Annotated in this window: 11 protein-coding genes; 4 read left to right on the top strand and 7 right to left on the bottom strand. The window is 62.6% G+C overall.

Translation table 11 applies throughout. The features are described from left to right. Positions 1-3 precede the first annotated feature (3 nt). The 5 genes from HGQ17_RS06695 to trhO form a co-directional block, all read right to left on the bottom strand. Complete coding sequence (locus HGQ17_RS06695; protein ID WP_324615213.1) at positions 4-822, bottom strand: sugar phosphate isomerase/epimerase family protein; 819 nt, start codon at positions 820-822, stop codon at positions 4-6. Next, entirely contained in the window at positions 815-1,876 is a 1,062-nt protein-coding gene (locus HGQ17_RS06690; protein ID WP_168887200.1) for a Ppx/GppA phosphatase family protein, read from the bottom strand. Before HGQ17_RS06690 ends, HGQ17_RS06695 begins: the two co-directional genes overlap by 8 nt. A gap of 31 nt (positions 1,877-1,907) precedes the next feature. Next, positions 1,908-4,646, bottom strand: a complete 2,739-nt coding sequence (gene topA / locus HGQ17_RS06685; protein WP_324615212.1) for a type I DNA topoisomerase — start codon at positions 4,644-4,646, stop codon at positions 1,908-1,910. 242 nt (positions 4,647-4,888) lie between these two features. Beyond that, positions 4,889-6,472 carry a DUF7059 domain-containing protein gene (locus HGQ17_RS06680; RefSeq protein ID WP_168887199.1) on the bottom strand — a complete coding sequence of 528 codons (1,584 nt, stop codon included), beginning with the start codon at positions 6,470-6,472 and terminating at the stop codon, positions 4,889-4,891. Next, positions 6,469-7,419, bottom strand: a complete 951-nt coding sequence (gene trhO / locus HGQ17_RS06675) for an oxygen-dependent tRNA uridine(34) hydroxylase TrhO (RefSeq protein ID WP_168887198.1) — start codon at positions 7,417-7,419, stop codon at positions 6,469-6,471. Before trhO ends, HGQ17_RS06680 begins: the two co-directional genes overlap by 4 nt. Positions 7,420-7,590: 171 nt before the next feature. Here trhO and HGQ17_RS06670 point away from each other — a divergent pair, with 171 nt between their 5' ends. The 4 genes from HGQ17_RS06670 to HGQ17_RS06655 all read left to right on the top strand — a co-directional run bounded on the left by HGQ17_RS06670 (position 7,591) and on the right by HGQ17_RS06655 (position 12,807). After that, entirely contained in the window at positions 7,591-8,298 is a 708-nt protein-coding gene (locus HGQ17_RS06670) for a GNAT family N-acetyltransferase (protein ID WP_168887197.1), read from the top strand. A gap of 241 nt (positions 8,299-8,539) precedes the next feature. Continuing rightward, positions 8,540-9,160 carry a DUF6318 family protein gene (locus tag HGQ17_RS06665; protein WP_168887196.1) on the top strand — a complete coding sequence of 207 codons (621 nt, stop codon included), beginning with the start codon at positions 8,540-8,542 and terminating at the stop codon, positions 9,158-9,160. A 308-nt stretch (positions 9,161-9,468) separates the two neighbouring features. After that, complete coding sequence (locus tag HGQ17_RS06660) at positions 9,469-10,281, top strand: hypothetical protein (RefSeq protein ID WP_229503373.1); 813 nt, start codon at positions 9,469-9,471, stop codon at positions 10,279-10,281. A gap of 117 nt (positions 10,282-10,398) precedes the next feature. Further along, a complete protein-coding gene (locus tag HGQ17_RS06655) occupies positions 10,399-12,807 on the top strand; it encodes a DEAD/DEAH box helicase (protein ID WP_324615211.1) in 2,409 nt (802 codons plus the stop codon). Here HGQ17_RS06655 and HGQ17_RS06650 read toward each other — a convergent pair. Then, the gene (locus tag HGQ17_RS06650) at positions 12,781-13,800 is read right to left on the bottom strand and encodes a proline racemase family protein (protein ID WP_168887195.1); all 1,020 of its coding nucleotides are present in this window, start codon (positions 13,798-13,800) and stop codon (positions 12,781-12,783) included. The two genes, HGQ17_RS06655 and HGQ17_RS06650, sit on opposite strands and share 27 nt — an antisense overlap. 66 nt (positions 13,801-13,866) lie before the next feature. Continuing rightward, on the bottom strand, positions 13,867-15,384 hold the full coding sequence (locus HGQ17_RS06645; protein ID WP_168887194.1) for a tripartite tricarboxylate transporter permease: 1,518 nt from the start codon (positions 15,382-15,384) through the stop codon (positions 13,867-13,869). Positions 15,385-15,405 lie beyond the last annotated feature (21 nt).

The raw sequence follows: 15,405 nt of genomic DNA, 5'->3' as shown, positions 1-15,405 counted from the left end.
AGTTTAAACCTGTCCGAGGTACTCTCGGGCGAAGGCCAGAGACTCGCCCAGCATCTGCTCACGCTGGCCGACCTTACGTTTGGACCGGGTGGAGACCTCCACGGCCACCCCGCCCTGGAAACCGCCCTCGCCGAACTCCGGCTGGCTGATCAGCTGCAGGGTCTCAGCCACTCGCTGGTTGCCGTGGCCTGGGACGAGGTGGTCGTCTTTGAACCCATTGGACCAGCCATCGGTAAGATGCACATGCCGCAGCCTGGAGCCCAGGGCTGCCACGTTCTCGTAGGAGTCGTCCTCAGCCGTGGCCGCATGGGAGAAGTCCCAGGTCACGTGCCGATAGCCATAGGGCACCGGATTCCAATGCGGCAGGTACATCGCCGCCTCCCGGCCCCCGGCCCGCCAGGGGTACATATTCTCCACCGCAATCGCCACTCCGGTGTGCTCCTCGATCTCCTCCACCAGGGAAGGGAACCTTTCGGCATAATTGCCCTGCCACCGGAAAGGCGGATGAGCGACGACGACGTCGCAGCCCACCTGTTTTGCCAGGTCGGCTGATTTCCAGAGCTTATCCGAGGCGGAACCCCAGACCTGCTGGGTCAGCAGAAGGGTCGGGGCATGAATCGCCAGTACCGGCAGCCCGAAGCGCCAGGAGCATTCGTTGATCACCGATGCCAACTGAGTCTCTGCCCGGTGGGTGACCATGATCTCCACCCCGTCATAACCGAGGTCCTCGGCCATGGAGAAAGTCTCAGCGACCCCCAGCGGATAGACCGAGGAGGAGGACAGGGAGACCGGGATGGACCGGCGGACCGGCTGCTCAGACACGGGCGTGCTCCACGGCGATCGCTTTCACATCCTTATGGGTGGGCCGCCGCAGTTCGCGGTTGAGGTCCACATGTCCTACTGCCGGGGCATGTGGGATTTCCACATTCACATCCCGGGCCAGAGTGTCCAGCCGGCGAAGGATAAGACCCTCACGCAGCGCCCAGGGACAGATGGTCAGCTCCTCGATGCCGAAAGTCTTCATGGCCGTCTCGGCCACCAGCGCACCGGCAAACACCTGTTTGGAACGCATCTCCGAGACTCCGGGCAGTTTGGCCCGCTCTTTGGCGGTCATCTCGCTGAGTCGTTTGGTCAGCCCCCGCAGTTCCTTCAGCTGTAGGACCCGTTTCACATAGGGTCCCTCGGCCGAGGGAGCGGCCCCGGTCATCCGCGCCAGGGAGCGGAAGGTCTTGGAGGTCGCGGTGACCTCCAGCTGCTCCTTCAGCTGCGGGAATTCCCGGCGAGCAGCCTCAATCTCCTCGCGCACATAGGTCTTCAGTGCCTTGACCTCGGTCTTACTGGGGGCGGCACCATCGGCCATAGTGCTGGGCAGGAAGTCCCGGGTCAGCCGTCCAGCACCCAGTGGCACCGAGAGTGCGGTCGAAGGCAACTCGTCTTGACCATAGGCCAGCTCCAGGGAACCGCCACCGATATCGAAGTTCAGGATGTGACCGGCACTCCAGCCCCGCCAGCGACGCACCGCGAAGAAAGTCATGGCCGATTCCTGAGCCCCGGTAAGCTCCGTCAGCTCAATCTCGGTCTCCTGCTGGACCCGGGCGATAACCTCGGCCCCATTGGCGGCCTCCCGGATCGCGGAGGTGCAGAAGCTGAGCATATCCTCGGCCCGATGCCGAGCAGCGAACCGGACAGCCTCGGAGATGAAGCCGATCAGCTCGTGTTGGCCCTCATCGGTGATCGCCCCGGCCTCGTCGAGATACTTCACCAAGGACAATGGCCGCTTATGTGAGGCGAATGCCGCCGGCTTCGCCCCAATATGAGCATCCACGAGCAACAGATGGACCGTGTTGGAGCCGATGTCCAGAACTCCGAGTCGCATATGCCTGTTCTCTTCCCCTTATGAGCCTCGGCTAGGATTTCGCGGCCGTTTTCCGGCCGCCCTTCTTGGTGGAACCGGATGAGGATCCGCCGCCACTCTTGGCCCGCTTCTCCGCCAACAGGCTGAAGGCCTGATCCTTAGTCAACTGCTCCAGCTGAACGCTGCGCGGGACGGTGACATTGGTCTGCCCATCGGTGACATAGGGACCGAAACGACCATCCTTGACCACCACGGCACGCTCAGTGATGGGGTCAGTGCCGAACTCCGCCAGGGGCGGTTTGGCCGCCCCACGACCACGCTGTTTCGGCTGGGCGAAGATCTTCTTGGCCTCATCCTCAGTGATGCTGAACAGCTGCTCCTCGCTCTGCAGCGGGCGAGTGTCAGTGCCCTTCTTCAGATAGGGACCGAAGCGGCCGTTGAGCGCCAGAATCTCCTCATCACCATCGGTTCCCACGGTCCGGGGCAGGGAGAGCAGCTTGAGCGCATCTTCGATGGTCACCGTCTCCAGGTCCATCGTCTTGAACAGGGAGGCCGTACGCGGCTTTTCCTTCTTAGGCTTCTTCTTCGGCTTCGGTTTACCGTTCTTGTAGTACTCGGTGGGCTGAGCGTCCATATGAGCCTGGATCTCTTCCTCAGTCATCTCCGGGATGACCTCGGTGACATAGGGCCCATAGCGGCCGTCCTTGGCCACGATCTCCCGGCCAGTCTCAGGATCGGTGCCCAGCACCTTGCCGGAGTGGGCGGCCTGCTCGAAGAGTTCCTCAGCCTTCTGCCGGGTCAGCTCATCAGGGGCGAGCCCGTCCGGGATATTGGCCCGCTGCAGCTTCAGCTCACCGTTCTCATCGGCCTCACCATCGGGGTTGGGGCGCTCCAGATAGGGGCCGTATCGGCCAACACGGACCTCAACGCCGTCGGCGACCTCAATGGTGTTGATCGCCCGGGCATCGATCTCACCGAGGTTATCCACTACAGCTTTCAGTCCCGCCTGCGGGCTGTTGGCACCGAAGTAGAAGCCCTGCAGCCAGGCTTCACGTTCGATCTCCCCGCGGGCGATCTGGTCCAGCTCATCCTCCAGCCGCGCGGTGAAGTCGTAGTCCACGTAGTGACCGAAGTGTTCCTCCAGCAGCCGGATGACACTGAATGCGGTCCAGGAGGGCACGAGGGCATTACCGCGTTTGGTCACATAGCCGCGGTCCATGATCACGGAGATGGTCGGCGCGTAGGTAGAGGGTCGGCCGATCTCCCGCTTCTCCAGTTCGGCCACGATCGTAGCCTCGGTGTAGCGGGCCGGCGGCGAGGTGGTGTGCCCTTTGGCCTCAACGTCATCGGAGGTCAGGCCCTGCCCCTCTTCGAGTTTGGGCAGCCGCTTGTCCTTGGCGTTCTCAGCCGGTTTGCCGGCGTCGTCGTTGTCTTTGATCTCCTCGTAGGCGGCCAGGAACCCGGGGAAGGTGATCACCGTTCCGGAGGCGCCGAAGGTCGCGCTGCGGCCATCGCTTGCGGTGCCGGTCAGCCGCACACTGGCGGTGAAACCCTTGGCATCTGCCATCTGGGAGGCGACGGTGCGCTTCCAGATCAGCTCATAGAGTTTGAACTCATCGGCGGAGAGCTCATTGCGCACCTGCTTAGGCGTGCGGAAGGAGTCACCGGCCGGGCGGATCGCCTCATGGGCTTCCTGGGCGGTGTCACTGCGCCGGGCGTAGAACCGGGGCTTCTCCGGCACAGATTCGGCACCGTAGAGCTCGCTGGCCTGCCGCCGAGCCGCCTGCAGCGCCTCATTGGAGAGCACTGTGGAGTCGGTACGCATATAGGTGATGTACCCGTTTTCGTACAACCGCTGAGCCACCTGCATGGTCACCCGGGAGGAGAACCGCAGCCGGCGGGCCGCATCCTGCTGCAGGGTCGAGGTGATGAACGGCGGCTGAGGCCTGCGGGAGTAGGGCTTGTCCTCCAGGGAGTCCACGGTGCAGGGCACCTCAGTGAGCCCCTCCGCCAGGGATACCGCGTCATTTTCACCGAGAACGACGACGTCGCTGCGGTTCTTCTTCAGTTCACCCTTATCAGTGAAGTCGCTGCCGGCGGCGATGCGTTTACCGTCCACGGCATGGAGCTTGGCGCCGAAGCTCTCCCCGGAGTCGGTGACGAAGGTCCCGGAGAGGTCCCAGTAGTCAGCGGGGATGAAGGCCATGCGTTCACGTTCCCGGTCGACCACCATGCGTGTGGCAACCGACTGCACACGGCCGGCGGAGAGGCCCCTGCCGACCTTGCGCCAGAGCACCGGTGAGATCTCGTAGCCGTAGAGCCGGTCGAGGATACGGCGGGTCTCCTGGGCGTCAACGAGGTCAGTGTCGATCTCCCGGGGGCTCTCCATGGCCCGCTGGATGGCCTCTTTGGTGATCTCGGTGAAGGTCAGCCGGTAGGTGGGAACCTTGGGTTTGAGGACCTCGTAGAGATGCCAGGCGATGGCTTCACCTTCGCGGTCGGCGTCAGTTGCGAGGTAAAGTTCGTCGGCCTCTTTGAGCTGCTTTTTCAGCTCCCGGACTTTGGACTTCTTGGAGTCGGAGACAACGTAATACGGCTCGAAACCATTCTCGGGGTCCACCGCGAATTTCCCGAACGGGCCCTTCTTCATATCCGTGGGCAGGTCGGAGGGCTGCGGGAGGTCACGGATATGCCCGGCGGATGCATCGACGATGAAATCCTCGCCGAGGTATTTGGCGATTGACCGGGATTTAGCCGGGGACTCGACAATGACCAGTTTCTTGCCTGACACGTATCTCCTTGGGCTGTGCAGCGGTGCAACTGAGCGCGCCCCAACCGGGCGGTGCGCCGTCGAGTGCTCACTATAACAGTGCGATGGCGGGGCTCCACTTCGGCCGCTGCGGGAACCGCTACGCAGCCGTGCCGCCACTCACTCACGCGCTGATGCGCGCTCGCTCCCGCCTAAACCCACCCGAACGCCTGCTCCGCGAACCCCTGCGCGTCGTTCTGACCACGCGGGCATCTTCGCTCGGCTCAGTCGGCGAGGTAGCCCTCTATATAGAGGTCGAGGACCTCCTGGGTTAGATTATCCTCATCGGCATCTGTGAGCGAACAGACAGCGGTGATCAGCTGACCTGCGTTGAATTCCCCGTCGGCGGCGGAGAGGAACCCTGCCGCCGAGGAGCTGATCGGCCGGGCTCGGCGGAACCCGGCACCCTGCCGGGCGATGATCACCTCGGGGTGTTCGGCGCCGAAGCGCTGGTACCGCTCCTCGGTGACACTCTCCGGCACGGTCAGCGCGCGGTTAAGTACTGTATGGTCGCCGCGGCGTCGGACGGTCTCACCGATCACCGGGCCCAGGGGTTGTTGGATCTCTCCGGTGAGTTCCTCGCAGCGGACCCAGCGCACCGGTTCCCCCTCACCCATGACATGGGCCTGGGGTTTGCCCAGCCAGATCATCCCGAATCCGATCTGTTCGACCCCGCGGGAGGCGAAGTCCCGCAGGTAATGGGCGTAGCGGCGTCGGTATTCGGCGATACTGCGTTCCTCGGAGGCATCGCGCAGCCAGGTCTCGGCGTACTGCGCCGGGGTCTGGACATCACGCTGGATGAACCAGGCATCCAGCCCGGTCCCCTCAACCCATTGGCGGGGGCGGGTGTCCCAGGTTGTGTCCTCTCCGGCGCGGTGCATCTCCCAGTTGCCCAGCATCTGGGCGGTGCCACCAGGGGTCAGCACCCGCGGCAGAGCACTGATCAGTTCCTGCATCAGGGCATCGCCCTCGCGGCCGCCATCGCGGTAGATGTACCGGTCGGCCTCGGTTTCGCCCTCGGTGCGCGGGGTGATCACAAACGGCGGATTGGAGACCACCAGGTCGAACTGCCGGCCGGCCACAGGTTCGAACAGTGAGCCCTGCAGCAGCTCCACCCGCGCTTCGAGGTTCTGCGCGTCCAGGCGAAGCGCCTCGGCGTTGAGCAGCAGGTTGAACCGGGCGAAGTCCAGGGCGCGCGCGGAGATATCGGTGCCGACCACATGTTCTGCGTGGTCCAACAGATGCAGCAGCTGGATTCCGCAGCCGGTGCCTAAATCTAGGGCTGTGCCCACCGGGGCGCGGTGGGTGATCCCAGCCAGGGTGAGGCTGGCCTGGCCGATGCCGAGCACATGTTCATGCGGCAGCGCTCCTTGGACCTCGTGGGCGGCAAGGTCGCTGGTCACCCAGAGGTTCTGTTGCCCACCGGTGGTCTCCACCTGGTAGGGGCGCAGGTCGCTGAGCGGCCGGACCACGCCCTCGCGGGTCTCCACCAGCTCGAGGTCTTCCAGACCCTGCAGTCCGGTGCGCGGCAGGGCCGATTCCACCTGGTCGGGGGTGACTCGGACCGAGACCAGCCATAGGGCTGTCAGGACCGCGCAGCGCTGCCGCCTACTGCTCACCCCGGTGCTGGCTGGGGGCAGTTCAGCCTCGACCACCAGTTGGCCGGGCACCACCTGTTCACGGTCCAGGGCAGTGACCGCATCGGTGCCGAGGAGCTCAGCCACGCCGTCGTTGGTGAATTCCGCCTCGGTGAGGTCGGCATGGAGCTTGCTGATCAGTTCGAGATCGTGGCTGCTGGGTGTTTTCATGGTCGGCGCACCTTGTCCAGGACCCCCTGGTTGGGGTCATTGGGGTTGGCGGCAAGCCGGGCCTCGCATTTGCTGCACCGCACAGTTTCGGGGATGTGTTTGCAGTCCTCGCAGTACAGCTGCAGGTTGGAGCAGCCCCGGTCCAGGCAGTTATAGAACGACGACGTCGCCGCAGAGCAGTTCACGCATTCACCGATGGTTTTGGCGTCCTCGCTGAACCGGGTGTTCATCCGCCCGTCGAAGACGTAGAGCTCGCCCTCCCAGTAGCCGGAGTCTCCGTAGGTCTCCCCGTAGCGGACGATGCCGCCGTCAATCTGGTAGACCTCCTCGAATCCGCGGTCCTTCATCAGGGCTGAGAGCACCTCGCAGCGGATCCCGCCGGTGCAGTAGGTGACCACCGGCTGATCTTTGAGGTGGTCGTATTTGCCGGAGTCCAGCTCGGTGATGAAGTCGCGAGTGGTCTCGGTGTCGGGGACCACGGCGTCGCGGAATTTCCCGATCTGGGCCTCCATGGCGTTGCGGCCGTCGAAGAAGGTGACCTCCACGCCTTCGCGTTTTTTGGTCTCGACCAGCTCGTGGACCTCCTCGGGTTTGAGGTGCTCACCACCGCCGATGACGCCGTCGTCGTTGACTTTCACCTGATCAGGCACCCCGAAGGCAACCAGTTCGGGCCGGACTTTCACGCTCAGCCGGGGAAAACTCTCAGCCCCACCCTCGGACCATTTGAACTCGGTGCCGCGGAAGGGGGTGTAGGACTTGGTCTGTTTCACGTAGCGTTTCACCGCCGCCATCTCGCCGCCGACAGTTCCGTTGATGCCGTGTTCGGAGATGATGATCCGGCCGGTGAGTCCCAGCTGTTCACAGAGCGTGCGCTGCCAGAGTTTGACCGCCTCGGGGTCTTTGATAGGCGCAAACTTGTAATAGAGAACAATGCGAGATTCGGTCACATAACAAGACTACGACCCGCGGCCCCAAGGCTGGGATTCGCGGGGCTGCCGGGGGTATGTGACCGGCCTCTGACCGGCGGCGTTCAGCAGATTGTTACTTCCGCCCACTATCCCTAACTGTGAGGTTCCTTATATGTTGGAACTGAGTGACTACAGGGAAGCGAGCTGCAAATGACTTCTGAGCTGAACGACGCATTGGTCCAGACGTGGGTGACCGGGTGGGCCCGCACCCACGGCTATGAGGTGCAGCATGAAGGCAATATCCATTCTGCACGCCTGGGTCCGGATTCGGATGAGTGGGAATACGTGATCTTCGATCCGGAGGAGACCGAGCTGCGCAAGGTCGCTTCCGCTGTGACTAAGAGCCCCGCCCGGCTGCTGACTCTGATTGCCGAGCCGGATGCCGACATCATGGACAAGTCCGAGGTTGATGGCCTGGAGATGATCAGCGACGAAGAGAAGCTGATGGTGGTCGATATGGAGACTCAGGATGTTGAGGATCCGATCACCCCGGAGACTTACACCACGAGCCGGGAGGACTTCGAGGGCTGGACACTGTTCACCGTGCATCAGGGTGAGAATGTGGCCGCCCGTGGCCGGATGGCTGTAGTGGATGATTTCTGCATTCTGGACCGGATCTACACCTCCCCGGATTACCGCCGGCAGGGGCTGGGCACGTTCGTGACCCGTGCGCTGCTGGCGATTGCCCATGAGCACGATGTCGCCGAGGGTCTGCTGGTTGCCACCCATGACGGTAAGGAGCTCTACGAGTACCTGGGTTGGACTCACCTCGGTGATGTTCATGTCTTCGGCGCTCCGGGGGCGAAGGACCGCCGCCGGCCCAGCCATTCGCAGATCGACGAGGAAATCTCGCAGTAAGGTTTTCCACAGGGGTGGCGGTTGTGCAGCAGTGTGACTAAAGTAACATTCACAGTTCCGCAGAGGGGAACGGAACTGTGTTGCTTAGGTACATACTGCGGCGGCCTGATCTGTTCCGGACTGTCGCGCGACAGGACGGATACGGATTGTGGCTGTGCGATACACGGCGCCCCCTGCGGTGATAATTCTGGCGCTGACCGGCTGCGCCGGAGGTGCGGAGGCCGAGGAGTCGGAGCCCACAGTGCTGGAATCTCTGCCAGCTGCGGAGGGTACGGAGACTGGGAAGGAAGACCCGGGGGAGTCTGCTGAACCGGATGAGCCCTCGGGGGATTCAACGGATGACGACGACGCCGAACCAGTCCCAGCGTCTTCCGACGGTCCAGCCGAAAACTGGCCAAAGCCCGAGGTGCCCGAGGAAATCTACGAACCCACCGAAGAAGGCGCCGAGGCGCTGATTCAGTACTGGTTTGACGCCAGACACTATGCCCGGATCACAGGCGACCTGGAACCCCTCGAATACGTCTCCGCCGAAGATTGCGATGTATGTGACTACGGCATTGCTGCGATAGCCGAAGTTTACGAAAACAACGGTTGGTATGTCAGTGAGCCAGAGATCATTCTCGACTCCTACGTGCAGCTCGAATCAGAAACCAATGCCACTGGCATCTTCGGGATGCAAGAACCGATGTTCCAGACATACTGGCAAGAAGAGCTATACGACGAAAAGACCGAGGACAACTTCAGTGGTTTCGGCTATTCCGCCGTTTATGTCGACGACAGATGGCAGGTCTTCGACTTTAGTTACCTCGGGGAATACGACGAAGAAGCAGATGAGCCCATTGAGGACAGTGAAGAGCTGTGAGTTCATTGACGATCCTTGGTTCCACACTTCTTCTTGCCTTTTCTCCAGCTTCCACAGGAGCAGAGGATAGTGGCCCTGAGTTGGAGGTAGAGGGATGGTGGGACGAAATGACCACAGAAGTACAAGTTCAACGCGAGACTCCTTCTACTGAATCTCGCACTGAGAGACAACGTCCCTCTGAACCTGGCTCCCCTGGCCGCAACGCTCCACCCAACGCCCCTATCTCTTCACCTGGCGGCCCAGGCTCCTCCCCACCGCCGGCGTCGTCGTCCTCTTCGCATTACTGCGTAGTCCGCGGCGCTCTCAACATGCCTTGTCAGAACGTACTGAACAACATCGGCAGTTCCATCACCGGAGGCTCCAGCGCATGTGTGCTCGGCGGGATGTTGGGCCGAGGCCGCGTTGGTGAGGCACTCACCGCCCCGGACTGCAGCGATGAGCCGCCGGTTCTCTCAACTCCGGAAACGCCCACTGCGGACACCGTCGTAGAAACCGAGGAAGAGGAGACCATCAGCGTCTATGAGCAGATCCCGGGGCTGATGGAGGAGGAGTTTGCCTCGCTGCCGATTGACCCTGGAGAGGTCAGCTTTGAGCCCGAGCTCCTTGGCTTCGGTTACATCAACCGGCACACCAACATCTTCAGCACTGCCGAGACCCAGGTGCTGACCACCGAGCTGCTCGGTGTGGAGGTTGAGGTCCGGACCATCCCCACTGAGCATCACTTCGACTACGGGGACGGAACCACCCGCAGCAGCGCCGATCCCGGCGGGCCGGTCAGCGGAGAGGCCATCATCACCGACGCCGAGACTCCCACCAGCCACGTCTACCAGGACACTAGCCGGCACCCGGTGCAACTGAACACCACGTTCATCGGCGAGTACCGGGTGCCCGGCGGCCCCGCTCCGCTGGACAGCTGGACCCCGATCACCGGTACCACCACCATCCCGGCCACCCCCGGTGAGGCCGATATCTGGCGCATCAACCACCGGCAGGTCTCCGGCGAGTGCCAGGACACCACCAACTGGGGCTGCTCCGGCCCGGTGGAACTAGAGCCCGGCGATCAGCCACCGGAAATCTTCGCCGATCACTACGATGACGCCGGCAACTACACCGGTCCATAGCTATTTTGTTCACTCTGCGTAGGGATTTGCACTCTGCATGACGCTATAACGCTACGCACAGTCCACAAGGCTACGGAGAATCCGGGACACCCCCGCAACCGGCAGTACGCTGAACGGGTGCACCATCCCCATCACGACGACGCCGGGACTCCCCTGGCCCTGTTACGCGCGGCCAAGCTGCCGCTGCGGGTCGGGGAAGGCTCCCCGATCAAACACATCCACACCCTTGAGGCACGTGATGCGCGCACCGTGGCATGGCCGCAATGGGTGCCGGCTGAGCTGAAGGCCGCCTACCGGCAGACCGGGGCCAGCACGCTCTATACCCACCAATGCGAGGCCGCCAAGGCTCTGCACACCGGGCGGCACACCATAGTGGCCACCGGCACCGCCTCCGGAAAGTCGTTAGCCGCCCAACTGCCCGGGCTCGCTGCCATCCTCGGCGCAGAACCAGCCCCCGGGGTCACCGCACACCCCGCCGGAGAGGCCACCATCCTCTACCTCTCCCCCACCAAGGCCCTGGCCGCCGATCAGCTCGATGCCTTGGAGGAACTGGCTGAGACCGTGGGCCGGGCCGGTCCCTCCGGTGGTATCCGTCCGGCCAGCTATGACGGGGACACCGACCCGGAGTCCCGCCAGTGGGTCCGTCAACACGCGAATCTGGTGCTCAGCAACCCGGATATGCTCAACGCCGGCATCCTGCCCAACCATCGGGGCTGGGCACGGTTCCTCTCCCGGCTGCGCTACGTGATTATTGATGAGGCCCATACCGCCCGGGGCATCTTCGGCTCGCATATCGCCCTACTGCTGCGACGACTGCGGCGGGTGGCCAGGAGCTACGGAGCCGATCCGGTATTTGCCGGAGCTTCGGCAACTAGTGGTGAGCCGGCGTCGTCGTTCGCTCGACTCATCGGCGAGGCAGAAGGCAACGTTACCGCCGTCACCGATGACGGCTCCCCACACGGCGCGGTAGACGTCTATCTCTGGGAGTCGGCGCCGGCCGAACAGACCGGCGACAATGACGCTCCGCTGAAACGCAGCCTGACCGTGGAGTCTGCCGATATCCTCACCAGTCTGGTCACCGCCGGGTACCGCAGCCTGGCGTTCATCAAGTCCCGGCGCGGGGCCGAGACCATCGCTACGATCACCCGTGACCACCTGCTGGAGACCGACCCCGCGCTGAAGGATCGCGTGGCGGCCTACCGCTCCGGCTACCTCAAGGAGGAACGCCGGGAGTTGGAGGAGGCCCTGCGCACCGGGGCGCTGCTGGGGGTGGCCTCCACCCCGGCACTGGAGCTCGGCATTGATATTGCGGGGCTGGACGCCGTGGTGATCGCTGGCTGGCCGGGGACTCGGGCAAGCTTCTTCCAGCAGTTGGGCCGGGCCGGGCGCACCGGGCAGCGCGGGGCGGCATTCTTCGTGGCCGGGGATGACCCCTTGGACACCTATATGCTCAACCACCCGGAGACGATCTTCAGCACCGGGGTGGAGGATGCGGTCACCGATCCGGACAACCCGCATGTGGCCGCCCCCCACCTGCTAGCCGCAGCTCAGGAACTCCCACTCCTCCCCGATGACATCGGCGGGCAGGGCCTCTTCGCCGGACTGGGCTGGTTGGTGGATTCGCTGACTGAGCAGGGGCATCTGCGGCGCCGGCCGCGGGGCTGGTTCTTCGGCCACGACGACGTCTCGGCAGCCTCCTGGGTCAAGCTGCGCTCCGACGGCGGCGGCCCGTACACCATTGTTAGCGTGGAGGACGGGACAGTGGTCGGAGAGATGGGCGCCGCCCAGGCTCAGCCGCAGGCCCACCCGCAGGCGGTGTACGTACACCAGGGCCGGACCTTCATCGTGGAAGAGCTGGACCAGGAGAACAACACGGTGCTGGTGACCCCCGTCAGCCCGCCGTTCTACACCCAGGCCAGGGAGACCACCTCGATCAGCGTGCTGGAGGAGACCGAGCGGCAGGTCCATGGAGATTTCACCCTATGCTTCGGCACGGTGGAGGTCAGCTCGGCGGTGACCGGGTTCCAGCGCAAGGCGCTGGGCAGCTCAGAAGTGATCTCCGATGAGCCGCTGGACTTACCGCCCTCGCAGCTGCGCACCCAGGCGATGTGGATCAGCGCCCCGGAGACCGCCCTGGTCCGCGCCGGGATGACCGTGGAGCATATTCCGGGGGCGTTGCATGCGGCTGAGCATGCCATGATCGGGCTGCTACCGCTGCTGACCAGCTCGGACCGCTGGGACATCGGCGGAGTCTCCACCGCACTGCACCGGGACACCGAACTGCCCACTATCTTCGTCTACGACGGGCACCCCGGGGGAGCCGGCTTCGCCGAACGCGGATTCCGCATGGCCCAGGAATGGATACAGGCGACGACGTCGGCGATCCTCTCCTGCGGCTGTCAGGACGGCTGCCCCAGCTGTGTGCAGTCCCCGAAATGCGGCAATAAGAACTCCCCACTGAATAAGCAGGGCGCCCTCACCCTGCTCCGCGCGGTTTTCTCAGCGGAGGACAAAGCCTTGCTTTAAGGGGTCTGCGGGGTCTGCTTCGAAAGTATGGTGCCCTGTCCGGAAAGCCATCCCAGTGACATGGGGAACCACCGCATCATGCCCATCGGCGGTGACCCGCTCGGCCCACCGGGCGTGGAAACGCGTGTTGACGATGGAGTCATGCACGAGGGTCTGGTTCTGCTCCAAAGTGCCATCGGCAGCCAGAGCGGCTACCCGGGAACAGGTTCCCGATCCGCAAGGCGAGCGGTCAACCTCCCCGTCTGCAAATACGGTGATGTTTCGCTGGTGCGGAGCTCCTGTGCTCTCCTCCGTTCCGAGGTCATCGAAAAGAATAGTGCCGTAGATACCGCTGAGCCGTTCATCAGAGGGGTGCTCAGCCCAGGAGGTTCCGTTGAGCTTCCACTTGATCTCGCGTCCCGCTGCGATCAGAGCAGTGTAGTTCTCCGGGATAACACTGAGGCCTACCGAGGATGCTGGCACATGGGCGTATATTGCCCCTCCGTAGACCACATCTGCGGTGACCTCTCCATGTGAAGTTTCTACCGGCACTTGGCGGTGGAGCACATAGCTGGGCACATTGACAAAGTCCACCGCCACAGGCTTGCCCTCCTGGGAGGTGCTGACCCTAGCGATCACTCGGCCAGAGGGCACATCAATGCTCACCTCAGTGGTGCCAGAGGGGTCCGGTGTGACTAACCCCGACTGAACAGCCCACACCCCCAGGGCCATCGTGCCGTGGCCACAGGCGGTGGAGAAACCGTCCTTATGCCAGAACAGGACCCCCAGGTGGGCGCCCTCGTCATTCGGGGGAACGATAAACCCGCCGTACATATCCGCATGGCCCCGCGGCTCATAGCAGAGGAACTGACGCAGCTCTTGGGCAGCAGGGTCATTGACCGCCCGAACGCGACGCTCGGCCACTGTCTCACCGGGAAACTCCACCGGCGGCTGCTCCACGATCCGGAAAGGCTCACCCTCGGTGTGGTAGTCGACGGTGCGGATATCTTTCATGCTTTTCTCCGATCATATGAGTGAGCGCCCGGCCAGGTTCCCGATAATTCCACTTCAAGACCACACTTACTTAGCCGTGCTGTCCAGGAGCCGGCGCTGGGCCCGGCGTTTGAGCAGAGTTCTCACAGCAGCCCCGATCACGATCAGGACCACCACCGACCAGATAACCACTGCGAAGGTGCTGGAAAGGAAGTATGCAGGATCTCCCTGAGAAACTCGCATACCCCGTACAAAGTTATCTTCGATAAGAGGCCCCAGGACGAACCCCACAAGCATCGAGGCCAGGCTGTAGTTGTACTTCCTCAAGAAGTAGCCCACTGCGCCAAGAGCCAGCATGAGATAGAGGTTGACCATATTGTTGCTGACGCTAAAGACACCCATGCTGGCCACCAGGACAATGACGGGAATGAGGATATAGCGGGGAATCTGCAGGATTCGCACCCAGATCCCGATCATCGGAATATTGAGGACCAACAGCATGACATTCGCGATGGCCAGCGCTCCGATGACTGACCAGAACAAGTCTGGCTGCTGTTCCATCATGAGGGGCCCTGGCTGGATGCCGTGAACGATCATGGCGGAGATCATCAACGCCAGAACTGCGGAAAACGGCAAACCAAGTACGAGGACCGGGACGATTGAACCGATGGCAGCAGAATTATTGGCTGCTTCTGGTCCTGCGAGGCCTTGAACCGCGCCTTTGCCGAACTGGGACTTATTGCGCGCTATTCCCTTCTCCATGCGGTAGGAGACGAAAGTCGAAATCGTAGCGGAGGGCATGGGCAAAGTTCCCAGAATAAACCCGAGGATGGAACCTCGGCCCCAGGGGCCCCAGGACTGGCGGATCTCTGAGCGTGACGGGACAAGATCTTTAATTCTGATCTTCTTATAGGAGGCCCGCTGGCGCTTGTCCTCAATCAGGTACAAAATCTCTGAGACGCCATAAATGCCAACCGCGAGCACAGCGATATGGATCCCGAGGGTGAGATCCAAGTTTCCAAAGGTATAACGGGGATAGCTTGAGGTGGACTCCATCCCTACCGTGGCGATGACGACGCCGAGGATCATAGGAAGTAGACCTTGGGCGAGAGTTCCCCCCGAAATTCTCGCCAGAATCAGCAGTCCGCCAGCGGTCAGTGCAAAGTAATCAACAGCGTTGAAAGTGATCGCGAAACTGGCGACAAATCCGGATGAGTAGACAATGAATACCAGGCCGATGGTGCTCGCGATGAATGCACCAATGGCAGTAATGGCAAGGGCCGGGCCCGCGCGCCCTTTTTGCGCCATGGGGTAGCCGTCAAAGGTCGCGACAACAGCAGTGGAGTCGCCCGGGATATTCAGAAGGATCGAACCGGTGGAGCCGCCGTACTGGGCACCTACGTATATACCGGCAATCAGAACCAGGCCGACCACTGGATCGAACATAAAGGTCAGGGGAAGCGCAATCGCTGCACCAGCAACTGCCCCCAAGCCGGGCAGGACCCCGATGAGCGTACCGACGAAAGCTGCAATCAAAGCGGTCAGCAGCAGCTCGGGGGTGAAAGCGAGCTGGAGCCCATGCAGAAAACCCTCAGTGGCAGACATTGCTATCTCCTCAATCCGTAA

The organism is Nesterenkonia sedimenti (assembly GCF_012641515.1).
Taxonomy (GTDB): domain Bacteria; phylum Actinomycetota; class Actinomycetes; order Actinomycetales; family Micrococcaceae; genus Nesterenkonia; species Nesterenkonia sedimenti.
Note: the sequence above shows the minus strand (reverse complement) of the source record. Positions and strands in the feature narration are given on the sequence as shown.